Source organism: Pilosibacter fragilis (assembly GCF_032490495.1).
Lineage (GTDB): Bacteria > Bacillota > Clostridia > Lachnospirales > Lachnospiraceae > Pilosibacter > Pilosibacter fragilis.
Genome location: NZ_JAVYJB010000009.1, coordinates 1 through 26062, shown reverse-complemented (window position 1 = coordinate 26062; position 26062 = coordinate 1). Strand labels below are relative to the sequence as shown.

Below are 26062 nucleotides of genomic sequence, written 5' to 3'. Positions count from 1 at the left end.
TCCCTGTATTTTCAAGGAGTTTCCGATTTTATACAACGGTTGACATGATAACATAAGGAAAAAAAGCTGTCAATCTGTATCTTTGCAGTTCTTTATTTTCCCATGATGTCCTGCAGCATATAGACTCTATTGAACGGGAATGAGAAGTAATATCCGTCCGCAAAATCTTCCACCATCTTCATGACTTCCTTCGCGAGCTGGATTCCCGCTGCCTCGCCTTCCTTGCGGTTCGCTTTCTCCGGGTATCTGGCAACGATCTCGTCCGTCACGTTGACGCCTGCGATCTCATTTTTCATGAACATGGCATTTTTTCTGCTGATCAGCGGCATGATCCCGCAGAGGATTGTCGCGCCCGTCTCCTCCTTGATCCGGCGCAGTCTCGCCGCGTCCTCCTTCGTGAATACCGGCTGGGTCAGGAAGAACTCCGCGCCCTCTTCCATCTTTTTCTTCACACGTCCAATCTCCACATCCAAGTTCTTTCTTCCCTGGTTGATGGCGCCGCCGTAGCAGAGCGGGTTCTTCGCGAAGACATCCTCATTCATCTCCTTTGCGATCTTCATGAGACCGGTGGAGTCGGAGTTGAACACCGCCTTTACGGTCTGTCTCGCTGTGGACGGGATCGGATCTCCTGTAATAATTAAGAAGTTATGGATGTCATTGATGGCCGCTCCCAAAAACAGGGACCGCATAGCGATCGCATTCCGGTCACGGCAGCAGATATGCGGCATCACATTAAGGCCTGTAGCCTGACGGACCTTGCTCGCCATGAGGACGGAATCGACTCTTGTCCGCCCGGACGGGGAATCCGGGAATGTGAGGACATCCACGCCCGCATTCTTTAAAAGATGGGCCGACTCCAAAAGCTTCTCATCATCCGCATCAAAGGGCGGGGCAAGTTCTACCGCGATGAGCTTTTTCTGTTTCCTCTCTCCGTTTTCATCGTAAAGGAATCCATGTCTCTGGACATGTCCCGTCTGCTCCCCATTATCCATCTCTGTATCCAGGACAATCTTGTTTAAGATTCCGTCCCACGAAGACAGTTCTCCGATAAATTCCGGGGTCGTTCCACAGCAGCCGCCGAGAATATCTGCGCCGAGCGCCTGAAGTTCCTTCATCTTCTCCGCAAAGTATGCCGGTGTATTTCCAAACTGGAGCTTATTTCTCGTCAGCGTCGGATATCCCGCATTCGGGATCGCAAGCAGGAACTTATCCACAGGACGACCCGCCTTTTCCAGGATCTGGCGCATATGGGCCGGACCTACGCCGCAGTTTAAGCCCACCGCATCGATCTCCGGAACAGCCGCCGCATCCGCTAACAGGCGCTTCGCGCTGAGTCCCGCCGCGCTGTAGCCAAACTGGTTTACAGAGAAGGAGACCATGATAAACATCTCATATTCCGCGCAGATCTTTTTGATCGCCGGAAGAATTCCGTCGAGGTCCGCGAATGTCTCAAAATCCAGAACTGTGACACCGCGCTCCGCAAAGGTCTTCGCAATCTGATAATACTCGTCCGCCGCTGCCGCCGCGTCCTCCGCTCCATTCACCGGAATCGGGCCGATATCTCCCGCAATCCAGGCATCTCTCCCGTTTACCGCGTCTCTCGCGATCTCAACCGCCGCCTGAATGTTTTTCTCAACTTCCGCAAAATCCTCCTGCAGTGTTTCTTTGTTTGACGCAAACGTATTTGTCCTGATAAATTTCGCTCCGGCATTCAGGTATTCCTCGTGGATCTTCTTTACTTTCTCCGTCGCAGTAATATTTGCCAGCTCCGGGATATCCTGGGTCTGGTATTTTGCGGCAAAATAGGTTCCGAAGGCGCCGTCGGTGATGAGGTTGGTGGTTTTCAGATATTCGCGTAAATTCATGTTCGTCCTCCTGTGGGGTATCAGCTTTTATGGGGTAGTCTGACATTCTGACACAATTATTATATAGAAAAACCGGACCTCTGAAATTCAGAGATCCGGCAATTCATAAGAAGAGCGGGTGATGGGAATCGAACCCACGTATCCAGCTTGGAAGGCTGGTGTTCTACCATTGAACTACACCCGCGTATAAGTAATGAGAGGCAACTGATGACATCGAAAGTTTTCGTTGGGAGCTTGCTCACATAAGAAAAAATTTCTATGTCAGCAGTTATCGCCGTTGCAAACGGCGATTATGGAGCGAAGCTCCATAATACCTCGGAGTCATCCTCACCAGTACCTCTAGTGCCCAAAGCTGGAATCGAACCAGCGACACGAGGATTTTCAGTCCTCTGCTCTACCAACTGAGCTATCTGGGCGCATAAATTTGGAAGCACAGAGGAAAGGTAATAAATTTACGAAGAAAATTCCGTTGAGAGCTTGCTCACATAAGGAATTTTATTTGGAAATTTATTCGTTGATTTGTATTTACAAATCAACGTACATCTCGGGGACGCAGTTCCCGAGATGGGCTTTCCGCAGCTCGCCAAGAACTGCTCATTCCAATCTGGGGCTTTGCATTCCCTAACTTCCTGGATCAATAATGGGCGGAGGTGGATTCGAACCACCGAAGCAAGTTGCAGCAGATTTACAGTCTGTCCCCTTTGGCCACTCGGGAATCCGCCCATATCATTCTGACAATTCAAAATGATACCATACATTAATTCAAAAATCAAGCAGTTTTTTCATCATCCTGCCCAGAACTCCGCGCGATAAAGATCATCGCTCCATTTCCCGGAAGCTCCACTTCCATCACACCATCCACCACCGGGTATTTCAGGCTTCCTACATTGTAGCGCTTCGCGTCCGTGAGCATCACACGGACCATGGCATCTGCGGTCACCTCCGCTTCCCATACCGGGATCCGGACTCTCTGTGCATAGTCCTCGCTGTTCACCACGACGACTCCCTGCTCGTCTGCGTCGAACCTTCCGTAAGCGATCATGCCGTTCTCCGCCAACAGCGACTTAAACGCGCCCCGCCTGAACGCAGGAGTCCTGTTCCGAATCCCCGTCAGATACCGGTGGAATTCCGTGAGCTCCAGATCTTCCTTTCCCCACGGGAACGTTCTCCGGTTGTCCGGATCTGTCCAGCCGCAGACACCGGCCTCATCCCCGTAATAGATCGTCGGAGCCCCCGGCCATGTCATCTGGATCAGGGCGCCGGAGCGGAATGTTCCGTAATTGATGCCTTTTTCCGCGTTTTCGGCGTCCTCCGGCTTATAAAGCCGTCCCACCACACGGTTCGTTCTCGTAAGGAACCTCGAGTGATCATGGTTTGAAAGCTCATTCATCGCCGCGTAGAGCGATCCCGTCTGCATCCGGCTCATATTTGAAAGCATGGAGCACATAAACGCCTGGCTGTTGTGGAGCAGGTGCTCATCCTTCCGCTCGCTGTGCTTCTCAAGGCCTGTGAGGAACCAGGAGACCGGCTCCATGAACGCATCGTAATTCATCACCGTGTCCCACTGATCCCCGGAAAGCCAGTCTGAAGCGTCCCCATAATGTTCCGCCAGGATCAGCGCGTCCGGGTTCGCCTCCTTCACCGTCTTCCGGAAATCTCTCCAGAACCGGTGGTTCATCTCCGGAGAATGCCCGAGATCCGCCGCCACGTCAAGTCTCCAGCCATCGATGGAATACGGCGGGGAGAGCCAGCGTCTCGCGATATCAAGCACATACTGATACAGCTTCTCCGATCCCTCATAGTTCAGCTTCGGCAGTGTGTTATGTCCCCACCAGCCTTCGTAGGAATCATTGTCCGGCCATCCGTCCTGATCTCCGAACAGGAAGAAATCCCGGTACGGACTGTCCGCTGTCAGGTAAGCCCCCGGCTCATACCCGCCGTCCTTCTCATAGATCTTCTCCCGGTCCATCCATTTATTGAAGGAACCGCAGTGGTTGAACACGCCGTCCAGGATAATCCGCATCCCCCTCTTATGGACCTCCTGCACAAATCGGGCAAAAAACTCATCGCTGGCCTCCAGATTTTCCCGGTCAGAGGTGCGCACGGAATACCGCTTCGCATTCCCGTTGTCCGACGCGTCTCCCGTCACAAGCCCGCCTTCATCCTTTACGATCACGCCGTAATGCGGATCGATATGCTCGTAATCCTGACAGTCGTACTTATGGTTCGACGGAGACACGAACACCGGACTCAGGTAGAGGACCTCCACCTTCAGACTCTGAAGATAGTCTAACTTATCCCAGATCCCCTGAATATCACCGCCGTAAAACCGATCCACATCGAGAACCGAAAGCCGCTCATCCCATTTTTCCACCTTCGTCACCGGGAATCCGATGTAGACATACTCGTCCCCCAGAACATCGTTCGTCGGATCTCCGTTGTTAAACCGGTCCACGAAGATCTGGTACATCAGGGCACCCTTCGCCCATTCCGGTACATGGAATCCCGGTGTGATCACGAAAGGCGCATCCATGCCGCCGGCCTCCAGAACGCCGAGACGATTGTAATGGCAGACCTCGCTCCCCTTTACAGCCTCAAAATCATATCGCAGCGGGGTCTCCCCCACTAAAATCTCTGTCTCATAGAAATCAAATCTTCCGATGGATTCCTTTTTCTTAAGCTCCAGCCGCCTGCCCTCTTCCCGGCTTACGGCATCCCGGACCACCGCATACACATGATCCACATCCCCGGCTCCGGTCCGGAACCTGATCGTTACTTTATCCCCGCACTCCGGTTCTTCCGGAATGCGGTACTCTTTTGTCCCATCACTGAAAAGTGCCGCCTTCAACATATTTTGAATGGCCTCCCTTACTGATCTGAAACGGCTGCCCGGTCAGCACGCAGCCGTATGACTGATATCTGTTTTCATTTACTTCACTCACAAGTGTTATTATACAGGATTGCACACCTGTTTGCACGTTTTTTTCTGAAAATAGATAGACCCGAAAATAGAAAGACCTGAAACCAGCCGCTCTGAACTGCGGCAAAAATTCCAGGTCTTTTGTCTAAAAATGGGCAGAAAGAAAGCCAGCGGGGGGAACCACTGGCCTTCTTCCGGAAAAGGTATTATGTCTCTTATGGGGTATAGCAAAAACTATATAATGTATTGGGGGGTTACGTGTAGTAATATAGCATAGGAATCCGGATAAGTGTGCACAAACATTTAAAAACATGAAAATATTTTTTGTTCATTTTGCCACTGGCCCATTTTTCTTTATGCATTTTTATCATTTCAAGCAAAAAATCGACGTTTGGCTGTATTTCTTTTGCACAAACGTCGATCTGCTTAAGTTTCTAAACTTTTACTCAAAATGACCCGTCAAAGCATTTCTAAGTCTTTCTTTTTCTGCTGCCCAGGGAACCACCGACGCAGAAATTTATTCTGTTGCTGCAGACTTTTCCTCAGCACCTGTAAATAAACGGTCAAACTCCGCCTGACCGATCTTCTCTTTCTCGATCAGCAGCGCAGAACACTTATGGAGAATATCCTCATGCTCCAGAATGATCTGTTTCGCCTTCGCATAGCACTCGTCGATGATCCGCTTTACCTCACTGTCGATATCGGAGGCAACACGCTCGCCGTAGGATCTCGTATGCGCAAGATCTCTTCCGATGAACACCTCGTCATCATCACTGCCATAGTTGATCATTCCGAGCTTCTCAGACATACCGTACTGGGTCACCATCGCCCGGGCGATCGCGGATGCCTGTTTGATATCCTGGGACGCGCCTGTGGTCACATCACCGAAGATGATCTCCTCAGCGATCCGTCCGCCAAGGGAAACCATGATGGTCTCTAACATCTTACTCTTCGTGTTGAACATCTCATCCTTCTCCGGAAGTGGCATCGTGTATCCAGCCGCGCCCATGCCGGTCGGGATGATGGAGATCGTGTGGACCGGACCGACATCCGGGAGTTCATGGAACAGGATCGCATGGCCCGTCTCATGGTAAGCCGTGATCTTCTTCTCCTTCTCGGAGATCACCTTGCTCTTCTTCTCCGCGCCGATTCCGACCTTCACGAATGCCTGATCGATATCTGCCTGGAGAATATAGCGGCGGGACTGCTTTGCAGCGAGAATTGCCGCCTCATTTAAGAGGTTTTCCAGATCCGCACCGGTAAATCCGGCTGTGGTCTGTGCCACTCTTGTTAAATCTACATCGTCGCCCAGCGGCTTTTCCTTGGAGTGGACCTTTAAGATCTCCTCGCGTCCGCGGATATCCGGTTTTCCGACTCCGACCTTCCGGTCGAAACGGCCCGGTCTTAAGATCGCCGGATCCAGGATATCTACACGGTTTGTCGCCGCCATAACGATAATTCCCTCATTGACGCCGAAACCGTCCATCTCAACGAGAAGCTGGTTTAAGGTCTGCTCGCGCTCGTCATGTCCGCCGCCCATACCGGTACCGCGGCGTCTCGCAACGGCATCGATCTCATCGATAAAGACGATACACGGTGCGTTCTTCTTCGCGTCCTCGAAAAGGTCGCGGACACGGGATGCGCCGACACCGACGAACATCTCTACGAAGTCCGATCCGGAAATGGAGAAGAACGGGACACCGGCCTCACCGGCAACCGCCTTCGCGAGAAGTGTCTTACCGGTTCCCGGAGGGCCCACAAGGATCACTCCCTTCGGGATCCTCGCGCCCACATCCGTATATTTCTTCGGATTCTTCAAGAAATCAACGATCTCTTCGAGTTCTTCCTTCTCCTCCTCAAGACCTGCGACCTTTGAGAAGTTCACGGAATTTGTCCGGCTCATCTTCGCGCGGCTCTTTCCAAAATTCATCATCTTGGAGTTTCCGCCGCCGCCACCGCCGAGTCTCGCGTTCATGAACATAAACATGAACATGATGACCACAGCGCTCAATGCTACCGGGATGATAACGGACATCAGGTAATTCTCCTGTGGAACATTCTCGACAATATAGTCGATAGAGTTTTCCCGGAGAAGTTTTTCTGCTTCTTTTACATCGGACACTGCGACAACTGCCCGGTCTCCGCTTTTCAGCAATATATCCAGGATTCCGGTCGGCGGCTGCTGGTTCTGATTGATGTCTACGGATTCGATGGTCTTATTCTCCACGGCCACCATGAATTCCTGGTGGGTCATCTCCTGGCTGAATAAGCTCCCCTGGCTCGTCAGGCTTGACGCGAATGTGATAAGCGCGATCACAAGCAGGACGAGACCGATTCCGCGGAACTGCTGGTTCTGTTTCAACTTGGGGTGCCTCCTTACTGCTGCTCCACAACGCCGATGAACGGAAGGTTGCGGTATTTCTGGTCATAATCGAGGCCATAGCCTACAACGAACTCATCCGGGATCGTAAAGCAGGTGTAATCAACTTTTACCTGTTTCTTTACGCGGCGCTCCGGCTTGTCAAGCAGAGTGCATAAGTGGATGGAGTTCGGATTTCTCTTGTGTAAAATATCGATAAGGTACGCAAGTGTGCGTCCGGAATCGATAATATCCTCCACGATCAGGACATTCTTTCCCTCAAGCGGCTGGTCCAGATCTTTGATGATCTTTACAACGCCGGAGGACTCTGTGCCGCTGCCGTAGCTGGACACGGACATAAAGTCCAGTGTAACCGGGACAGTCAGGCGCTTTGCAAGCTCACAGGTAAAGAATACACCGCCCTTTAAGATACAGATCAGATGAACCGCTTTTCCCTCATAGTCCTTGTTGATCTGCTCCGCGATCTCTTTGATCCGCCTGTCAACTTCTTCTTCATTTAATAATACACGAATTTTATCAGCCATGGTCTTCTCCTTTGCAATTCCAGATGCCTGCCTGTCTGCCGCCTTCCGGCTCTCCCCCACCAGGCAGGATCACCTCCGCCTCCAGGATGTGCTCAGTCTCATCTGTTATTTTATAATAATCACTGATTCGGTATCCGACTACCCATAATACATGGTCTCCATCTGCAAGGACCGGGATCCGGTCCCGCTCGTTTTCCGGGATCTTTTCATCGATCATATACCTGCGGAGCTTCTTTTTTCCACCCCCGGAAAGTGTGAGATAATCCCCATTTTTCCTGTATCTTATGGATAATCCAACGTTTATTTTATCATAGTCAAACCATTTCGTATACTGGTTTTTCGGAATTTCCAGCTCTTTTTCCCGGTGGACGGCATGGAGGCGGATGTGTGTTCCGCCCAGGTCCAGAATCTCATCCATATCTGTTTCCAGATTGATTTTATTTTCAAAAACTGGTTTTCTCTCCTGCTTCTGATCTGACTCAGACATTTGCGATGGATTTTTGTTCTGTACGATCCCTAATGTCTCATATCCACGCACCGCTTTGAGACCATATGGCAGGTCTACAGTATGCCCACCACCCGGACCGGAGAGATCCATTACGGAGCGGATATGGCGTTCCGTGATATCCTTCGCTTTCCCTGCGGCGTTTAGGATCATGCGGCGGACGATGTAGGTTTTCAGGATCTCGGGCTGTGGATCGAAAATGTCTGTGTTTATTTTTGTACACATTTTCATCTCATTTTCTGCCACTTTCGAGCTCTGACCTGTCCCAGGCTCTTTTCCATCTGCTTCCCCCGCATTTTTGGAATTTGGCTGTTTCCCCTCTTCTCTTCTTTTTGAACAGCTTTCTTCCAGAATTCTCTCTGCTTCCATCTCAAAATATGCGTCTGCCTGCGCCGCAAACTCCGACACCGCCAGAATATGTTCTGCTGCCCGGCTGTTTATATTCTCTGTCACCCAGGGCAGAAGTTCGTTTCGGATCTTGTTCCGAGTGTAGTCATTTTCCTTATTTGTGGAGTCTTCGCACCAGGAAAGCTCCTGCTCATTTAAGTATTCCTCAATTTCTTTCCGTGAAACACATAATAACGGCCGGATAATATTCTCCCGCACCGGCCGGATCCCGGAAAGTCCGGCAAGTCCGCTTCCCCGGAACAGATTCAAAAGCACCGTCTCCGCATCATCATCTTCATGATGTGCGACAGCGATCTTCGCGCATTGATACTTTTCCGCAGTCTCTCCCAAATGATGATATCTCAGGATCCGCCCTGCTTCTTCGCCCGATAAACCACGTTCCGCTGCATATTCTTCCACTTTCTCATGCGCCACGGTGAGCGGAATATTTAACCGCTCACAGAGTTCCATCACAAACTGCTCATCCCGGTCAGCCTCCGCTCCGCGGATCCCATGGTTCATATGAAATGCAAAGACTTTAATTCCAAGCTCCGCCGCCATCTCATGCAAAAGCAAAAGCAGGCAGACCGAGTCCGCGCCCCCCGACACTGCCGCCAGGACGCTGTCTCCCCGGTCTGTCATATGATTTTTCTTCATAAAGCTAAGAACTTTCTGCCGAAATCTGCCCGCTTTTACATCTGTTTTCACTGCTGTTTTTCCTGCCATTTTCTTCTCCGCTGTTTTTCCTGTAATGATATCTAAAATCTTTGTGCGTTTGTGATTACCTTTACCCGTATATTCCGCCCACCAGCACCGTCATATCATCCCGCGGCTCTCCCTCAAACGACAATGCAAACGTCAAGATCATCTCCGCCGTCTCCTGCACCCCCGTGTCGGGCAGACCATCCAGAAATTCCCGGAACGCTTTCTCCTTCTCCACTCCCGGCATAGCATCCAGGACTCCGTCACTGACCATAATGATCTTATCTCCGTCCCACAGCTTCCTCGATATCATCACCGGTTCCACGGGATTCAGCACTCCCGCCGGGACTGTTTCTGACTCCAGGACCTCTGCCTCGCCGCCGCCCCGCCGGTCCGGCAGTAAAAACGATGCCGCCGCCCCGAGCTTCATCATCTCCAGCACCCCCGTATAGAGGTTCACAAGTCCCAGATCCATCGTCGCCGGCCGGTCACCCATGCCATTCAGCAGGAGCACCGTGTTGATGAGCTTTAACGTAGACCGCGCCGAAAATCCCGTATCCAGAAGCTGCTCCGCCAGCTCCATGACCTGCTCGCTGTCAGCCCCAGCCGCCGGTCCGCTCCCCATTCCGTCGGAGAGACTCAACGCCACCTGCCCCGGCAGCGTGTTCCGGAACATATAATTATCACCGGAGACTTCTTCCCCCTCTTTCGGAGTCTTCGCGCATCCAAACAGGATCCGGTAGCTTCCCTTTTCGATGAGACGCACCATGGACGATTTTCTCGTGACCAGCGTCTTCCCATTCCTCGCCGGGATAAATTCCGCCCCCACAGCCTGTCCAAACAACGCCGCCATGTCCTTCACGGTCACACACCGTCCGTTTCCTGTCCGTGCCGTGAGGAATGCCTCCCGGCGTCCATCCCCATATTTCAAAACGAGCATGTCCTCCAGGGCGATCCGCCGTTTCCGAAATGCCGCCCGCACCGCCGGAACCAGCGCCTCCGTCACATCCGCCGCCTGCTCCATCTGCCCGGAGAACTCCCCCAGGATCCCCGCCATCTCCTCAAACTGCAGCATGACCGCGTCCCTGCTCTCCAGAAACCGGTTCTTCCAGGCGAGATTCATCGTGGACCGCCCAAGACTTCTATTTAATTCCCGCAGATAATCCGTTTTCTTCCGGCACCGGTCCAGGAACTCCCTGGGCATGTCCGGATATTCCAGAGCGCCCTTTTTCTCGAAAGAGCGAAGCAGATAATAGAGGAAATAGTTCTCCCCGTCCTGATCCTCCAGGCATTCCTGTTTCATGCCACAGCGGTCGCAGCTCCCGCAGACCATGGACGCCGCCGATTCCAGTGCCGCGATCCCGTCCTCCCTGGAAAGTCCGGGATCTTCGCCGGAATTTTTCATAACCTTCGCAAGCTGTCCTAATGACTCAGATATCTCCGCAAGCCGCCCCGCCGCATAGCCCCCGGTCCCGGACAGCTTTCTATGTACCTCACGATTTCCAAACACAAAAATCCCTCCTAACCTGCGTACCCTGTCACAAAGACCGTTCCGATCTCCATGACCAGCTTTAACGGCGCAGAATACGCCATTTTATTATATGCAGGCAGGCGGGAAATATTTGTCGGATTCCCGTATTTAATTTTTAAAAGTTAGTGACATGATTCGCCCTAGCTTGATTCATCGGCCTTAAACAGAATTTCATCCTTATTTACAAGCCCCAGTTTCTCTTTCGCGACCTTCTCAATATACTGCTTCGTCTGAACATACACGCGGTACTCCTCGAGTTCCGCGGCTCTCGCCTCTTCCTTCGCGAGGGACTTCTCAAGCGCCTGTTCCCGCGCCTGATATTCCAGATCGCGTTCTCTCAGGGAAGCGCCGCCGATATGGACTACCACAGCAAGACTCGCTACGACCACCGTGATTCCAATTAACGCCATCCGGTTGCTCAGACTGTTTTTCGATTTTCTTTTATTTCGTCTGTTCCGGTTTTCTCCCATGATTTCTCGCTTCCTTCTGGATTTTCCCTCCCGTTCTAACCAACAAAACGATTCTATCTTTTAATCTTATACCATTTTTTCAGCTTTTTCAATAGCTGAAACACATTCCGGCTAATGATTTTATCATAAAAAATCATGCCGAAAAACACACACGCAATGATGTACGCCCGAACAATACCGCTGTTCTCGTAAAACAGCAGAAGAAACGTCATGACAGCCGCATAGATCCAGTAAAAAAAATCCTCGATCCCCGTCCACAGCCGCCCATGGGGAACAAAAAAGCGGAATAGCCGCAAAAAGTCATAACTCGCCATCAAAATAAAGCCGAGCACCGTACTCATGCCAACCAGGCGGACTTCCAGAGTAAGATAAGGACTCACAAGGCACCTCCGAGTTTAAATTTCCTGCTTATTTTCTCTTTCATGGTCTCATTTTTCGTCACATGATCTATTTTCTGCGGTTACCTGAATTTTTCCTCATGAACTCTTTCATCACTGCTTTTCCACTACTTAAATAATTTTGCAAAAAATGATTCCCCGCTCTTCGCGCCGCCGCCCGCCGAATACACAAGGCTGTCCGTCCTGCCCTCAATATCGATCTCACCTTTTTCCAGACTCAGCCGGTTTACATGGAGGTCTTTTCCCTTGATGGTCAGAAGTCCCATGTCCGTGTCCAGCACGATGGAGTTCTCGTCAAAGGAGATCACATCCAGGATCCCCGTGAGATTTCCCTGATTCCGATTATTCAAAACGATCTTATGCGCCATTCCCGGATTCTCTTCCATAAAAACCTCCTGTATATGTAAATATGTTTTAAATATATGAAGTTAAAAAATTTTTATGCTGTTTTTCACTTTTGGCATATTGAAATACATTTTTGCATATGCTACAATATCGGTAACCAGAAATGAAATTGTATCCATGCAATTCACAAGCGAAAACCCCAGAGAGGCCATTCTCTGGGGTTTTCATTTGGGCTAATTGCCACTGTCGTTTCCGTCTAACCACTTGCAAATATAGTATGCGATCACACTTGCCATAACGGAAACCAGAAATGAAATTATCGACTCCATGCATTCACCCCCTTTCTGTTGCCAGATTGGGTGTGACAACGAGTCGATTATATCATATGGATTCACTTGAATCTATGGACTCCGGTATAATAAAGAGTATGTTTTGGTATGTTTTCGCGCCTTACATAAAAAACCTCATCAGTTTTCACTGTGAGGTTTTTCCTAAATATATTCAAACATTTCCTTCGTATCTTCCTTGCGGATCGTCTCCTGCACGCTCGTCACACGGACCTTGACGGCTTTTGTTCCAAATGCCACCTCAATCACATCTCCGACCTTAACTTCCGCGCTGGCTCTCGCAATCTTATCGTTCAGCATCACACGGCCGCTGTCGCACGCCTCGTTTGCCACGGTTCTGCGCTTGATGATACGGGATACCTTCAGATATTTGTCTAAACGCATAACTTGCTCCTTTTCTGCGGCACCATCGCCGCCGGACTTCCTGCTGCCCGCCTGTCCAGGCGAACCCCGGAAACAATTTCCCCCTCCGCAATACGCATATCACGGAGGGGATCCAAACACGTGCTGCCTACACAGCCACTTTTATCATTCTAAACAGAATTAAGCGTTAACCATATCCTTTAAAGCCTTACCAGCTTTGAATTTCGGGTTCTTGGAAGCTGCGATCGTGATCTTCTCGCCTGTAAGCGGGTTTCTTCCCTCTCTAGCCTCTCTCTCGGATACCTCGAATGTACCGAAGCCAACTAACTGTACCTTCTCACCTTTAACTAACTCTGCTGCAATAACATCCGTGAAAGCCTTCAGTGCCTTCTCAGCATCTTTCTTGGAGAGTTCTGCCTGCTCAGCAACTGCTGCGATTAATTCTGTCTTGTTCATTTGTTTTATTTCCTCCTAAAATTCATTTCAAACCTGCGGACAAAGCCTGCCCGAAGGACCTTTGCATTGCACTCTTACATTTATATATGTTTCTGCATTCTTTGTCAAGGATTTTTGCCCGTTTTTGCCGTGTTTTTGCGCACTTTTCGTCAGTGTGCGGCGGCCCGTTTTTTCTTTTCCTCCCGCTCCTGTTTCTTGATCGCTTCCCAGAGGTCCTTCTCGTTCTCCACCTCCGGAATCTCGCCTCCGAAGACCCGTGGATGGCGGCGGATCATCTTCTCGCAGATGCCGTTCACCACATCATCCACGGTAAAATTTCCCTGCTCCGCCTCGATCTCACTGTGGAACATGACCTGGAACAGGACATCCCCCAGCTCCTCGCAGAGATTTTCCGTGTCATGAGCATCGATCGCCTCCAGCACCTCCGCGCATTCCTCCACGAGATGCTTTTTCAACGTGTCATGATCCTGCGCCCGGTCCCATGGACAGCCATCCTCCGCACGCAGTGTCTTCATGATCTGCTTTAAGTCCTCGAATGTATACATAGTATTTCCTCACCTTATCCGTTTTCATTCATTTTTCTGCTGTTTCGAGCCTCTGACGATCGCCCGGTCCTCTCCCCGTCGGTTCCGCCTACGCTCTCCGCCAACAGTTTTAAATACTATTTTCTACTATCATTGTAACTGGATTCTATTTCTCTGGCAATATGCATTCTGTTTTTTAACTGCAATCCATCACCGTCCATTTGTTCCAATTTAATCCGCACCAAACATACTCCACATGTCCTCCTGAAATCTTTTATTCCTTCTATATATTTGCACCAATTGACGATTCCATGAAAAAAAGTTATACTCTTAATTGTCGTGTCTTTTGACATATCATCATTCTAATTGAGCTATTCCTCGATTACAATTTCACAGGAGGACATCATGAATATCACACAAAAACAAAAGGGCATCCTCTTTATGATCCTGTCCGCGCTTTCTTTCGCCTCCATGCAGGTCGTTGTCCGTATGAGCCGCGAAATTCCAACGATGGAGCAGATCTGCGTCCGCAATCTCTTCATCCTGATCGTTTCCTTTTTCATCATCCGTAAAAAACGTGGTTCCTACTACGGCCCGAAAAAATATCAGCCGTACCTGTTCGGCCGCTCTTTCTTCGGATTTCTGGGCCTGATCACGCTGTTCTACGCCTCCAGCCATGCTGCACAGGGAGATGTCACCGTATTAAATAAGCTCTCCCCGATCTTTGTCACACTGCTGGCTGCTGTGTTTATGAAGGAGAAGCTTTCCCCGATCCAGATCCCGGCGCTGGCACTGTCCGTTATCGGCGCATTCATCGTATTCCGTCCGAGCTTCCAGTCCGACCCATTTCCGCTGGTAGTCGCGCTGCTCTCCGCCATCACATCCGGCGTTGCGTACACGTTTCTCGGCTACTTTAAGGGAAAAGTCGACGGAATCACCGTTATCATGCACTTTTCAACCTTCAGCGTGTTCGGTTCCCTGCCGTTCGTCATCAGCAATTTCGTTATGCCAGACCCGCATCAGTTTATGCTGCTCATGCTGATCAGCCTCTTCGGCTCCCTGGGCCAGGTATTCATCACCTACGCTTACCGCTTCGCCCCGGCATCCGAGATCAGTATCTACAACTACTCCGGAATCCTGTTCAGCATCGTTCTCGGCGCAGCGATCCTCGGCGAGCCTGTAAAATCCACCTCAATCCTCGGCGGCGCATTGGTTGCGATTGCTTCGATCATGGTGTATATCTATGGGAATTCGAAGAAGCAGGCTGGGAAATAAAGTTCTTTCAGCCCAAACTAGCGTAGACCGAATAATTACGTGTATAAAGAATGTCAGAATCCGAAAAGTCTACCCGCATGAACATAGTCTGGATACACTGTTCACCTGCGGAACCGCCACCGGCAGCTTCTTCCGGATGCATGGCAATTAGAAATATGCATTTGCATAATGCCTTTTATTTAGATCGTTTGTAACTATTCAGTACCTTCATAGTTACACGCAAAAATCCATTCCAGATCAGCTTCGCTGATGGGATTTTTGCCCTCCAGCCTATGTTTTCTTACGGTCAGCGCAGCAAGTGCGCAGACCTACTGAACAGTTTCGATCGTTTTTTGATTCGTTGTAAATAAAAGTCAAAGTCCACATGATAATATTTATTGAAGTGATCTCTTCTAAAATATCATCATGTGGACTTTTTTCGTTTTTTATCTTACCAGGCATATTTTCTCAACATTTTTACTGCTGTTTCAAATCTCGCCCAGCCTCAATTCTCAGCTCTCCATCTGCCGTCCCAGGAATCCCGCCGCCGTCGCTGCCAAACGCACCTCTGCATCCGCGAACTTCGCCCTCGGCTCCCTGCTCATCACAATGACCGACCCGATCGCGTCACCTTCACAGATGATCGGAGTGATCACCTGCGCAGTGATTCCCTCGCTGTCATCGTCCGTCACAGGCGTGAACGCCCGCTCATCCTTTCCCGCCTGCACCGTCATCCGCTCCTGGATCACATGCTCCAGCGCCCGGCTGATAGGCTTCTGGAAAAAGTCCTTTTTCGCCCCGCCGGCCGCCGCGACCACCTGGTCCCGGTCCGTGATGCAGACCATAAGCCCTGTCGACTGCGCCATCGCGTCTGCATACTGCCCTGCAAACGCATTCAGTTCCATCATCGGCGAGTACTTCTTCAGAATGATCTCCCCCTCACGGTCCGTGAAGATCTCTAACGGCGTTCCTTCGCGCAAACGAAGTGTCCGCCTGATCTCCTTCGGAACCACCACACGTCCGAGGTCATCAATTCTTCTTACAATTCCCGTAGCTTTCATAACGTTTATTCCTCCTGCATACCACTGCTTCCATATCGTGTGACTTATGGGTAGTATGTGGAAAAATGTCGGGATTATTCCTATTTTACTTCAACCAGTTCAATCTTGAAGTTCAGCTCTTTCCCCGCCATCTCATGGTTCGCGTCAAGAGTGATCATCTTCTCGTCCTTCGCGGTAACCTTCACCGGGAACGGCTGGCCGCTCTGGTTTGTGAGGTATACCTGCTGTCCAACCTCAAGGTCCTCGGAACCCGGGAGATTTGCGATCTCGAGTGTGAGGATCATATTCGGATTCGGTATTCCGTAAGCTTCCTCCGGCATCAGGTGGATCTCCTTGATCTCACCGACCTCCATATCCGCAACAGCCGCGTCAAATCCCTTGATCATCTGTCCAGCGCCACATACAAACTCTAACGGCTCGCCGCGGTCGTAGGAAGAGTCAAACTGTGTACCATCGTTAAAAGTACCTCTGTAATGTGTGCGGCATGTCTTTCCAACATTGCGTCCTGTCATCTTTAAGTTCCTCCGATATTCTCTATTATTTCCTGCACGCCTGCGTTCTATCATGGTCAGCGCAGCAAATGTGCAGACCTCATCCGCAAAACCTGCCGATAACAGGTTTTTCACGAATGTTCTATAACGAAATCATGCATTCCTATCCAGTATACCTGTTAAAAAGAATATTGGCAACTTATTTCAGGTACCGCCGCACTTCATTTTTCTGTTTCACAGCCGGATTCTGCTCACGATATCGCAAACAGCTGCATTTCCGCAATCTGTTATGCACCAAATTTTGCCACACAGGATCTTTACTGTCCCTGCCTCTTCTTTTTCTTCTCCAGCTCCTCCTGCTTCTGCCGCTCCTCTTCCAGTCCCGGAGACCATAAAAGCTCGTCGCTCTCATCGAACACGATCTCCATCACATCCTCCACGCGGCAGTCCAGAATTCTGCATAAAGTCTCCACGGTATGCGTCGAAATATATAAATTCTTCCGCAGCCTGTTCAACTGACCATTGCTGATTCCATATGTCTTGATCAGGCGATACTGGCTGATGCCTTTTCTCTGCATTGTCTCCCATAACCTTGTATATTTAACCATACCGTTTTCTCCTTTGTCTCATCTCTCGCCGTTATTTCCAGGACATTCCAGGCTGACCCGTTCAATCCATAGACTCGTAATCCGGCAGAAACCGCCTAAATTCTTCTCTTTCGGTTTCCACGCCTGCTCACCAGCGATACATTTTCTATTTTCTCATTTGTATTTCCTGCCAACATCCGCAAGATTCGACCTGTTTTTCCTTATATTTCCACAAATTCCCCTAAATATCTTTTATTCTTTACTATGGCAGAACTTCTGCCGCATTATATAAGGAAAGGAGGCGTTTCTCATGATCGATTACAGCCCGCTCTGGAACACCTTAAAGTCAAAAGGCATCAACCAGTACCGCCTGATCCGCAGCTATCATTTCAGCTCCGGCCAGCTCCATCGGATCCGTAAAAATGAACATGTATCCACACATACCCTGGAAACTCTGTGCCGGATCTTAAACTGCAGCGTTGCGGACATCGTCCGCATCTCATTTGACCGCGAGGAAAAAGAATCGTAAAAATATCTGGTCTTTATCGGAACTCTTTTCCGGTAAAGATCAGTGTCAATTCGCCTTATTTTCCTTCTCCTCGTCCTCGAAAGAAACCTCCATCACATCCTCGATCCGGCAGTCCAGGATCCGGCAGAGCGTCTCCAACGTATGCGTCGAAACATATGTATTCTTCTTCAGACGGCTCATCTGGCCGGAGCTTAAGCCAAACTCCTTGATCAACCGATATTGACTGATCTTTCTCTTCTCCATGGTCTCCCACAAGCGATTGTAACTTATCATTTTATCCTCCGTGCATATCAGCCCAACACACTTTTCAGCCCGCAAAATATCCGCAAATCTGACAAACAGTTACTCTGATGTCTTCTATATAACATACATTGACACTATTTGTATATTGCCCATATTCGGACTATATATGTTCCACGTTCGGTCACGGTCAGGTATACGACGCGCGAATGGCCAATTTTTCAGCTTATGCACGGATTCTGTGCTCTGTTTCAATCATTGTTTTCTATGAACTGACAGAATCTTCTTCTGACATTTTTTCGGATACATGGCAATCAAAAACGCCAGTCAGCCATTTCTGACTGACCGGCCATCATAATCACTGATCACACAAATTACAGGCATCCGCCTGCTGCTTTTTCATTTTCCCCTTTACAGGCAGTTCACCTGCCGCTTTTTCATTTCCCCTTTTCGGATATTTCACCTGCCGCTTTTTCATTTCCCCTTTTGCAGGTATTTCACCTGCCGCTTTTTCATATTTAATTTCCTGCGCACCTGCAGTTATTATCGCCGTCAGTCCGCTTTGCTTCCGGACTCTTATCTTCCACCTGAACCAGCAGACGTTCAAGCTGCATCTTCTCCCGGTTCCAGCGGTAAATCGTCGACTGCTCCGCGGAACAGTTTCTCTCACCATTTATCGTATCGATGATCGCCGACCTCGAATAATGCTTATGAGGAACCATGATGTCCGGGAGTTCCAGATGAACACGCCCACACACCGTACACTTGTATCGCCGCAAAACAAATGTATCCACCGTACCATCCGCAAAAATCACCTTCCGCCTCTTGCTGTCACGGATCTTCATCTCTCCACCGCACTGCGGGCATCCCGGAACGCTTGACGGAACAATATAATACATTCCATTCTGCTCTTTGATTTTGTAATTCTTTAACACGACCATATTCATTCCTCCTCCATTCGTCATATTCGTAGGACCACATCCGCCTATCGGTTCAAATAAACCTGTATTCCGGTTCTTTAGGGTTTTAACCAGAATTTCACCAAAGTTCTGCCGCCGTTTTCCGCTCATTTCTCTGGCAAACGACCACGTTTTTTCGGAAAAATTCCGGTCTGATCAACATGTTCTACTAATATAAACGTAATAAAATTGGATTTGTGACGAAAAAATGGAAAAAAATTGAAGTTTTTTACTTTCTTTTGTTACCATTTCGCCTCCCGAATCTCCATAAACTCATTTTTATCCTTCCCTATCCTTCTCCACTCTTCAACTGCCGGAACATGTTCCACCATTTTTTGAAGTTCTGCTGCCAGTGCACAAGTTTTCGCACGCATAAGAATTTTTTCTCTCGCTATGCTCTCAGTGTCATCACTGCAAGGCACTGTTGTTTTTACAAGCTACATTAACTTTATATTCAGCAGAGGCAGCACACTCTCCGATAAGTAATTTTTCTTCGCAAGGCACAAGAAGAAGTCGATTAAATTCATTTCCTTTCCCGCAGTTACATCCATAAGCCGACAGGAAAATACTTTCTCAATTTTTCTAATGCACGAAAGCATATACAGATCCGCTTTCAGCTCTTCCTTACTATTATTATTCATAGACTCATCCTCACTTCTGCTCTTCGATTATTTATTTTTATACTTAGTATCTGTTTCCTCGCTCTTCTTCAAACGCTTTCTAAAATCATTATATAATTTGTCCCTGGAGTGTGCAACAATGTCCGCCCCTCACCTCACCATCCTAGCCCCAAAATTTTAGGCCCACATTTTATTTGTAAACGCTTACGCTTGATCTTTACTACAAAAAGTCCCACAAGCAATAAAAAATTTGAGAGTTAATCAACTTTCAAAAACACTTTCAAGCATACTGCAAATAGCTTAAAACAAGTATATTCCGGAATGAACGTTAATATTTTAGAAAGTTCACATTGAATACACGGGGATTATGAGGATCTGAACGCGCTTCACAGTGCGCTCAGCGATTACCTTCGTTTCTACTTTGCACATCAGGATGATGTCGAATCCTCTTCCTGTTACGAAAATATTCTCGGGCTCTGCTACGATATCCGCCATGCCTATCAGGGCGATCGAAATATTGAATCCGTCGATAATAACTACGAAAATATAGGGCAGCTGGCATCCTGCATCTTTTCCGTTGACAGTCAGTCCCTTCAGAAAGAACGCAATAAATATAAGTCCGGAAACCTCTATTTTAATGTTGAAGTCCTCTATCCCTGGGCTATCTTTTATCTGTACACTCTGCAGGCAATCGTCGAAGACCATTATTATGCCTCCTGGTTTGACGATGAAGATTTTTATAATGAGTATCTGGCCGAGAAAGATCTGGCACTGATCACTCATTTTGTCCAGCTTCTTTGGGATAAATTGAGAAATCATCTCCCCGAGGAGGTTATGAAGGTAGTCTGGACCTACACCAGAACCTACAACCATATCGAATACTATTTCTTCTATCCTGATCTGTATATGGAATGGCTTTGTACATACTGGATCAATGGCGTAAAAACACGATCAGAACGGCAGGAACTGCTTTCTCTGCTTTGTCTGGAGCTTTCCTCTCTCCTCGATGAAGACCCGGATGAAGCATGGGAGGCCGTCCAAAAAGCAGCTCTGATAAAAGAAAAAGCCCCCGGCAGAGCCAAGGGCATACAATCCTCTGGGAAAACAGATTTCAACACTATAATGGTATCGTAATTTAAGACACTTTGAGAGACATTTTTTAATGAATCTGGTATACTGTAAGCACTATAGAAAGAAGGATCATTTTTATGTCTCGAACAAGAAGAAATTTCTCCGCAAAATTCAAATCCGAGTTAGTCATTGAACTGCTTAAAGGAGAAAAGGACTTAAATACAATTGCCAGCGAAAATAACATTCAGCCGAATCTTCTTCGCAACTGGAAAAAAGAATTCCTCGATAAAGCATCGGTTGTCTTCGATGATTCAAGAGAAGACAACTTGAAAGAGAAACTCGCCTTAGAGCGCAAGGAAAAAGCCGAATACGCGAAAAAAGTTGGCCAGCTCACCATGCAGGTGGATTGGTTGAAAAAAAATCTGAAGAAACACTTGGACCTGACTACGAGAGTAAATTTAGTCCGAAACCTTTTGAAGACTAAAGAATTCCCGATAAAAACAGGTGCTGAGCTTCTTGGAATCAACCGCACCAGCGTGTACTATAATGGAACACCCATATCTCAGGAAGAGTTAGAATGCAAGGCTATCATTGATCATCTGCATACCGATAATCCTGCCTGGGGAGCTCGTCAAATGTCTTTACAGCTGAAAATGCGTGGTCATCAGGTGGGACGCCGGAAAACGCGCCGCTATATGATTGAAATGGGGATTGATCCGATCTATCCAAAGATGAATCTTTCCAAACGTATGCAACAGGCAAAAGTCTGCCCGTATCTGCTTCGTAACGCCGTTATCGACCGTCCAAATCAGGCATGGTCAATCGACATCACCTATATCCCCATCAAGCACGGCTTCCTGTATCTAACAGCCATCATTGACTGGTATAGCCGTTGTATTGTTGGCTGGGAGATAGATGATACCTTGGACACCAGAATGGTCATAAACGCGCTGAAAAAAGCTTTCAAGGTGTCAAAACCCCTGATTCTGAACTCTGATCAAGGATGTCAGTTTACAAGCACCGAGTACATAGCATTTCTCAAAGAAAACCATATCCGTCAGAGCATGGATGGAAAAAGCCGCTGGGCAGACAACATCATGATTGAACGTTGGTTTCGTAGCTTCAAATATGAGGAAGCCTATCTTACACAGTATGCCAACATCCGGGAAGCGCGAGCGGCTATCAAAAGCTATGTACATACCTACAACTTTGAGCGCTGTCATTCAGCGATCAACGATCAGACACCCGCATCATATTATTATCCGGCACTGCTGATTGATCATGCTGCTTAACGGGGGCACCTCCCTAATTCAGCTACAGATATCGGTTCATTATAAAATGCTTGAATTTTTGTCTTGACAACTGAACCACTATAGTTTACCCCTCAAACACGCAGCCGGGCATCCTCTTCTCACCCTCTACCTGCAATATCCCTCCTCAACTTTCTCAAAATCCCCTCTTCCGCCTCCTCATCCAACGGCTCTCCATACAGCACCCTATACGCGAAATCCTTTGTCGGGAACATTCCCATTTTTACCATCTCTTCCACTTTCGCATCGTCATACTGCTGCCGCAAAAGAAGATATTTATGCGCTGTGGCTTTATGCCGCTCATAGCGTTCTTCCAGATGAAGCGCCTTCACATTCTTCTCCATTCCCGCCTTCGGATGAAAGTGGATCGTGCAGTCAGCAGCCGGGACCTTTTCCATGTTGACTCCCACAGGCAGATCCGGGTAGAGCCATGTACAGCCTTCGATTCCCTCTTCATAGGGATTCATTCCCAGGAGCTCTTCCCGCTTCATTCCATTGCAGTTCTGCCCGCTGGGAACAAGATTATAGAAGCACATTGCGAGCGCCGGATATTTTCCCTTCGGAAAGAAATGGTCGATCTCCAGTGTCCTCAGTTTTCCTCCATTTCCATTCTCAACAACATCCAGATACTCCTCGTCACAGTAGGGACAGATCGTGACACCAAGGTTCTCAATAAACATGTACGCATTATATTTCGTTGACGCATCCACATATTTATCACTTCCGGCACTGAAATAATCGGAATACATTCTCTTAAACTCATCAAACTGCAGCAGCTCCGGCCTGCCGATCATCTGCTTCAAAGTCTTCACATCTGCCAGGATAAAATCAGAAAGCCAGCTCCAGTCATCCCTGGCACTCATGTCCTCAAAGGTCCCAGAAACAAGCATGACACGGCTGATATTTGCAAACAGGTCTCTCCTGTATCCCTCCGTCTTCCTTTTCACAAATGCTATAACTGCTTCAATATGAGCGGCCTTAGCTGCGGAAAGCCGCCCCTCTTTCTCGGGTATTTTAATCACGATTTCTCACCTTCTCCATCTGAAGTTCAAATGCCCTGCGGATCATCCGGTCCCCGATGTGCTGGATCAACTGTTCCATCGACATCAAAAACGACTCATCAGCGTCACCATGATCCGCATACCTCTCCAGCCGCGAAAAAGCATTCTGCAGAAAGCTTCTGGAATACTCCCCGATGGTGTAATCAAGGAAAAATCCATCCGCCAGGATCGTGTGAATATTTGCACCAAAATATTCCTTATCTGATCCGTTCTTTACCAACGCATTTCCTGTCTCACGGTCGATCGTCAGCCTGGTGATCTCCTCCGGAAGAACATCAGAAAGCATAAATGGCGAATGCGTGCTGAGTATGATCTGGATCGTAGAAGGTCCCTGATATTTCTCAACGATTTTCAGCATGCGGGCGATAAACTGCCGTGCCAGCTCTGGATGCATATACGCCTCCGGCTCGTCCATCAGTATGATCTTGTCCAGTCCTCTGTTGGTCCTGCCGGAAGACGAAAGCTTCAAATAGTCCTCCATCCCGCCAAGGACCTTGGCATACTGATACTCCCCTGTGCTGAGTCTCGTAAACTCGTATGGAAGAAGACACTCCGTAAAAATCCCCGCATCATCCGGACGATACTGCTCCATGCGTTCAAACAGGTCATCAAACAATTCCCGATACTCCGCCCTCTCCATATCAACCACCGGTATGGAACATGTGTCCACCGTGAAATACCGGTCATCCAGCTTCTCGAGAAAACCGGCAATGTCCTTAATATCCCCCATGATCTGCCATAACAGCCCATGTGGATCCCCATCCCCGGCTCTGTCTATATACTCCGCCAGCCAGATACATCTCCTGACAATGGACATTTTTTCTCCATCCGGCAGCACAGTCGGATCGATGCTCTCCCTGCGCGTTTTCCCTATATAATAGTCCATAAACTCCTGGTAAGCATCCAGGTCCTCCGCCGGCTCCTCTTCCGCATTAAAGTTCCGGATCTTCTCGACCCATTTCCGCAGATACTTCGCATAATCCGTCCACAGATCATGAATGAACATCTGCTTGTTCGTCAGCGTTTTCTTCTTTTTCCTCTTCCGTACACGTTCCCTGGCCTCTGGATCATAAATTGCGCGTTTCTCATCCTGCATCCTCTCATAAAACGTCCAGTATTCCTTCTCCACTGCCTTAGAAAGCTTTAACGGATACCGATCCGCAAAATTATGTGTCGACAGCACAAACGAAACCTGACGCTTCCCGCTCCCCGGTTCCAGACTCGTAAGATATTCCCGGATATAGCCGCAGATTTGCCAGAGCGATGTCCTCTGATATGGAAAAGCCGCCCTGCCGATCCAGTCACTCCTGAAATCCGTAAAATCCTCCTTATCATCCGGATACGGCGGCCGTATAAACGCATGAGCATCATAACAGTTCATAATCATCGCCATGTCACGGACCTTTAATTCCGAAAGATTTCTTTCGTATCCATATTCTTTTACCGCGCAAAATCTGACCGCCATCTCGCCCGGCTTCAACGCTTTTTCCAGCGCAAAACGCACCGTCCGCAGCGTCCCCGCACGCCTCGCATTCTCCCTGATCGGCTCCGGAATCGTCGAATCATCCCTCTCCACAGGCTTCGGAAACTGCATGATCTCCATGTCACATATCTCAAGGAAAAATTCCGTATCGCTGATACTATAAAGAAGAAAATACGAGTCATCCTCTCCTTCCCACTTCCTATGATACCGCACATCATGCTTCGCCCCGATCATCTGAAGCAGATTCGTCTTTCCAGACCCTGTTTTTCCAACAAGAATATGCAGGTTGTCAGGTTTCCTGTCTCCACGGATGATCGCGGACGCGGATGACTGACCGCGGTATTGGATCGACAGTTTGTTGTTTGAGAAATTGACACGCCAGCGGTGGTCGAAGATGATTTCCTGGGTTGTGTAGTTTTTGAATTTGTTTATGTAGGCGTAGATGAGGATCATAGGTATTCTTCCTTTATTGGACCAGATTTTATGTTAATATAATCTGACTTAATTTTTTTATATAGTTCACAATTTACTTAACTAACCTTAGCTACAAATCGATTTTAAAGCTTTATCTAATAATCCTCTCTCATATGAATCCAACAACTGCTTAATATCCTCCAAGTGTTCTAATATGTATTTTTGACTCGCACTCGCATCCATAGATAATAACCTTAAATTGTTATCCTCAATTCTTTTAATTGCATCAACTGGGAATCCGAATTCAATTAGTTGTTCTCCAATATAACTTTTTACACCCGTTTCATAAAAACGCGAAACTTTAGATAATGAAAAATTATCTAATGTTTTTCTCCTCAACAATGATGCATATGAAAAAATAGTTTCAAATAGTGCTAGGATCTTAGGAATTTTATGTTCTATAATATCTTTTTGTGTTTTAAACGCATCCATGTACGCTTTATCGATACGTTTATGTTTCACCTTATCTCCTCGGGCATTGTCTATTTCATACCTCAATAATCCATGAAATCCTTCATTACAGTATGTATTGCTAACGGCTTTATATCTTCGAACAATAGTAACGTCCAGTAATCCTGATTTTTCAAAAATATCAAGCACAGTATTCATTGCATGGTATGTCGTAAATTGCATTAATATATCTGGGTAAGATAAATACCTATAAAATTTATTATAAAGAATATTATTATTAAGTAGAAATCTTAAAAGTATCTCTTGATATTCTCTTTTTATTAATCTATTTTTTTCATATATATCATTTGTCAATAAGTATTCTTTAAACTGTTCCTCTCTTTTATGTTTGAGATTTTTATTTATGTCCGAAAGATCCATATACTCTGAATTATCTATATCTACCGGATCCAATTCTTGATCATCATATGTAACAAAATTAAGCGTCAAATCCTCTGTATGTTCAAATTTTTCTAATTCTTTATCGACTAAAAAATATCTCCCGACAAAATTATGATAATACCTACCCGCTCTACCAATGATATTTTTAAAATCAAAAACTGTTAGTTCTTTTGTTCCCTTACTATGGTTTAATACAACCATATTCTTTGCATTGGTGTTAACGCCCTCTACAATAGCCCTGTGTGTTAGGATAGTTGTCAGTGAAAGATAATTACATTTGTGGTAGTATAGAGCTATCGCAGGAAGGGAGCTTTCATTATGAACTATAGTCCAGAGTTAAAGGATGCACTCCT

General features: G+C 47.8%; 25 protein-coding genes and 3 tRNA genes. 4 read left to right on the top strand and 24 right to left on the bottom strand.

Translation table 11 applies throughout. The features are described 5' to 3' along the window. Positions 1-92: 92 nt before the first annotated feature. The 15 genes from ABCW45_RS10025 to ABCW45_RS09955 all read right to left on the bottom strand — a co-directional run bounded on the left by ABCW45_RS10025 (position 93) and on the right by ABCW45_RS09955 (position 13738). Entirely contained in the window at positions 93-1865 is a 1773-nt protein-coding gene (locus ABCW45_RS10025; protein WP_343220757.1) for a bifunctional homocysteine S-methyltransferase/methylenetetrahydrofolate reductase, read from the bottom strand. A gap of 113 nt (positions 1866-1978) precedes the next feature. After that, positions 1979-2049, bottom strand: a tRNA-Gly gene (locus ABCW45_RS10020). Positions 2050-2208: 159 nt separating this feature from the next. Further along, positions 2209-2281 (bottom strand) — tRNA-Phe (locus tag ABCW45_RS10015). 225 nt (positions 2282-2506) lie between these two features. Beyond that, positions 2507-2588 (bottom strand) — tRNA-Tyr (locus tag ABCW45_RS10010). 46 nt (positions 2589-2634) lie between these two features. Then, positions 2635-4716 (bottom strand): glycoside hydrolase family 13 protein, encoded by a 2082-nt coding sequence (locus ABCW45_RS10005; protein ID WP_343220756.1) that lies wholly within the window; start codon positions 4714-4716, stop codon positions 2635-2637. A 586-nt stretch (positions 4717-5302) separates the two neighbouring features. After that, on the bottom strand, positions 5303-7147 hold the full coding sequence (gene ftsH / locus ABCW45_RS10000; RefSeq protein ID WP_199537923.1) for an ATP-dependent zinc metalloprotease FtsH: 1845 nt from the start codon (positions 7145-7147) through the stop codon (positions 5303-5305). A gap of 14 nt (positions 7148-7161) precedes the next feature. Further along, the gene (gene hpt, locus ABCW45_RS09995; protein WP_015552347.1) at positions 7162-7689 is read right to left on the bottom strand and encodes a hypoxanthine phosphoribosyltransferase; all 528 of its coding nucleotides are present in this window, start codon (positions 7687-7689) and stop codon (positions 7162-7164) included. Further along, positions 7682-9307, bottom strand: a complete 1626-nt coding sequence (gene tilS / locus ABCW45_RS09990; protein WP_343220755.1) for a tRNA lysidine(34) synthetase TilS — start codon at positions 9305-9307, stop codon at positions 7682-7684. The genes hpt and tilS overlap by 8 nt, the downstream gene beginning before the upstream one ends. A gap of 61 nt (positions 9308-9368) precedes the next feature. Beyond that, positions 9369-10793, bottom strand: coding sequence for a SpoIIE family protein phosphatase (locus ABCW45_RS09985; RefSeq protein WP_117470867.1), 1425 nt, complete (start codon positions 10791-10793; stop codon positions 9369-9371). Between the two features lie 161 nt (positions 10794-10954). Then, on the bottom strand, positions 10955-11284 hold the full coding sequence (locus ABCW45_RS09980) for a septum formation initiator family protein (RefSeq protein WP_015552345.1): 330 nt from the start codon (positions 11282-11284) through the stop codon (positions 10955-10957). A gap of 53 nt (positions 11285-11337) precedes the next feature. Beyond that, on the bottom strand, positions 11338-11664 hold the full coding sequence (gene yabQ / locus ABCW45_RS09975) for a spore cortex biosynthesis protein YabQ (RefSeq protein ID WP_242990631.1): 327 nt from the start codon (positions 11662-11664) through the stop codon (positions 11338-11340). Between the two features lie 125 nt (positions 11665-11789). After that, a complete protein-coding gene (yabP, locus tag ABCW45_RS09970) occupies positions 11790-12068 on the bottom strand; it encodes a sporulation protein YabP (protein WP_021905775.1) in 279 nt (92 codons plus the stop codon). 450 nt (positions 12069-12518) lie between these two features. Then, a complete protein-coding gene (locus ABCW45_RS09965) occupies positions 12519-12758 on the bottom strand; it encodes an RNA-binding S4 domain-containing protein (RefSeq protein ID WP_015552343.1) in 240 nt (79 codons plus the stop codon). Between the two features lie 159 nt (positions 12759-12917). Beyond that, positions 12918-13193, bottom strand: a complete 276-nt coding sequence (locus tag ABCW45_RS09960) for an HU family DNA-binding protein (protein ID WP_015552342.1) — start codon at positions 13191-13193, stop codon at positions 12918-12920. A gap of 149 nt (positions 13194-13342) precedes the next feature. After that, on the bottom strand, positions 13343-13738 hold the full coding sequence (locus tag ABCW45_RS09955; protein ID WP_015552341.1) for a MazG nucleotide pyrophosphohydrolase domain-containing protein: 396 nt from the start codon (positions 13736-13738) through the stop codon (positions 13343-13345). Positions 13739-14122: 384 nt separating this feature from the next. Here ABCW45_RS09955 and ABCW45_RS09950 point away from each other — a divergent pair, with 384 nt between their 5' ends. After that, complete coding sequence (locus ABCW45_RS09950; RefSeq protein WP_015552340.1) at positions 14123-14992, top strand: DMT family transporter; 870 nt, start codon at positions 14123-14125, stop codon at positions 14990-14992. A gap of 491 nt (positions 14993-15483) precedes the next feature. Here ABCW45_RS09950 and spoVT read toward each other — a convergent pair whose 3' ends face one another. From spoVT to ABCW45_RS09935, 3 genes are all read right to left on the bottom strand, one after another. Continuing rightward, the gene (gene spoVT, locus ABCW45_RS09945; protein ID WP_015552339.1) at positions 15484-16032 is read right to left on the bottom strand and encodes a stage V sporulation protein T; all 549 of its coding nucleotides are present in this window, start codon (positions 16030-16032) and stop codon (positions 15484-15486) included. Positions 16033-16112: 80 nt separating this feature from the next. Continuing rightward, a complete protein-coding gene (locus tag ABCW45_RS09940) occupies positions 16113-16544 on the bottom strand; it encodes an FKBP-type peptidyl-prolyl cis-trans isomerase (RefSeq protein WP_343220754.1) in 432 nt (143 codons plus the stop codon). A gap of 296 nt (positions 16545-16840) precedes the next feature. Beyond that, positions 16841-17131, bottom strand: coding sequence for a helix-turn-helix domain-containing protein (locus tag ABCW45_RS09935; protein ID WP_015552337.1), 291 nt, complete (start codon positions 17129-17131; stop codon positions 16841-16843). Between the two features lie 289 nt (positions 17132-17420). On the opposite strand from ABCW45_RS09935, the gene ABCW45_RS09930 reads away from it, so the two are divergent. After that, positions 17421-17639: a helix-turn-helix domain-containing protein gene (locus ABCW45_RS09930; RefSeq protein WP_343220753.1), complete on the top strand. Its 219-nt coding sequence runs from the start codon at positions 17421-17423 to the stop codon at positions 17637-17639. Between the two features lie 45 nt (positions 17640-17684). On the opposite strand, the gene ABCW45_RS09925 is transcribed toward ABCW45_RS09930, so the two are convergent. The 3 genes from ABCW45_RS09925 to ABCW45_RS09915 all read right to left on the bottom strand — a co-directional run bounded on the left by ABCW45_RS09925 (position 17685) and on the right by ABCW45_RS09915 (position 19479). Then, positions 17685-17912: a helix-turn-helix domain-containing protein gene (locus ABCW45_RS09925; protein WP_117470870.1), complete on the bottom strand. Its 228-nt coding sequence runs from the start codon at positions 17910-17912 to the stop codon at positions 17685-17687. 485 nt (positions 17913-18397) lie between these two features. Continuing rightward, positions 18398-18820, bottom strand: a complete 423-nt coding sequence (locus tag ABCW45_RS09920; RefSeq protein WP_117483470.1) for a DUF6431 domain-containing protein — start codon at positions 18818-18820, stop codon at positions 18398-18400. A gap of 455 nt (positions 18821-19275) precedes the next feature. Further along, positions 19276-19479 (bottom strand): hypothetical protein, encoded by a 204-nt coding sequence (locus ABCW45_RS09915; RefSeq protein WP_117470871.1) that lies wholly within the window; start codon positions 19477-19479, stop codon positions 19276-19278. Between the two features lie 333 nt (positions 19480-19812). Between ABCW45_RS09915 and ABCW45_RS17925 the strand changes: the two genes are divergently transcribed. Then, positions 19813-20592, top strand: a complete 780-nt coding sequence (locus ABCW45_RS17925) for a DUF6904 family protein (protein ID WP_425518601.1) — start codon at positions 19813-19815, stop codon at positions 20590-20592. Between the two features lie 74 nt (positions 20593-20666). Beyond that, entirely contained in the window at positions 20667-21821 is a 1155-nt protein-coding gene (locus tag ABCW45_RS09900) for an IS3 family transposase (protein WP_343220750.1), read from the top strand. 119 nt (positions 21822-21940) lie between these two features. Here the strand turns inward: ABCW45_RS09900 and ABCW45_RS09895 are convergent, their stop codons facing one another. The 3 genes from ABCW45_RS09895 to ABCW45_RS09885 all read right to left on the bottom strand — a co-directional run bounded on the left by ABCW45_RS09895 (position 21941) and on the right by ABCW45_RS09885 (position 25910). Beyond that, entirely contained in the window at positions 21941-22861 is a 921-nt protein-coding gene (locus ABCW45_RS09895; protein ID WP_118514967.1) for a hypothetical protein, read from the bottom strand. Continuing rightward, on the bottom strand, positions 22854-24836 hold the full coding sequence (locus ABCW45_RS09890) for an AAA family ATPase (protein WP_343220749.1): 1983 nt from the start codon (positions 24834-24836) through the stop codon (positions 22854-22856). Before ABCW45_RS09890 ends, ABCW45_RS09895 begins: the two co-directional genes overlap by 8 nt. 87 nt (positions 24837-24923) lie before the next feature. Then, on the bottom strand, positions 24924-25910 hold the full coding sequence (locus tag ABCW45_RS09885) for a hypothetical protein (protein ID WP_343220748.1): 987 nt from the start codon (positions 25908-25910) through the stop codon (positions 24924-24926). Positions 25911-26062: the final 152 nt, after the last annotated feature.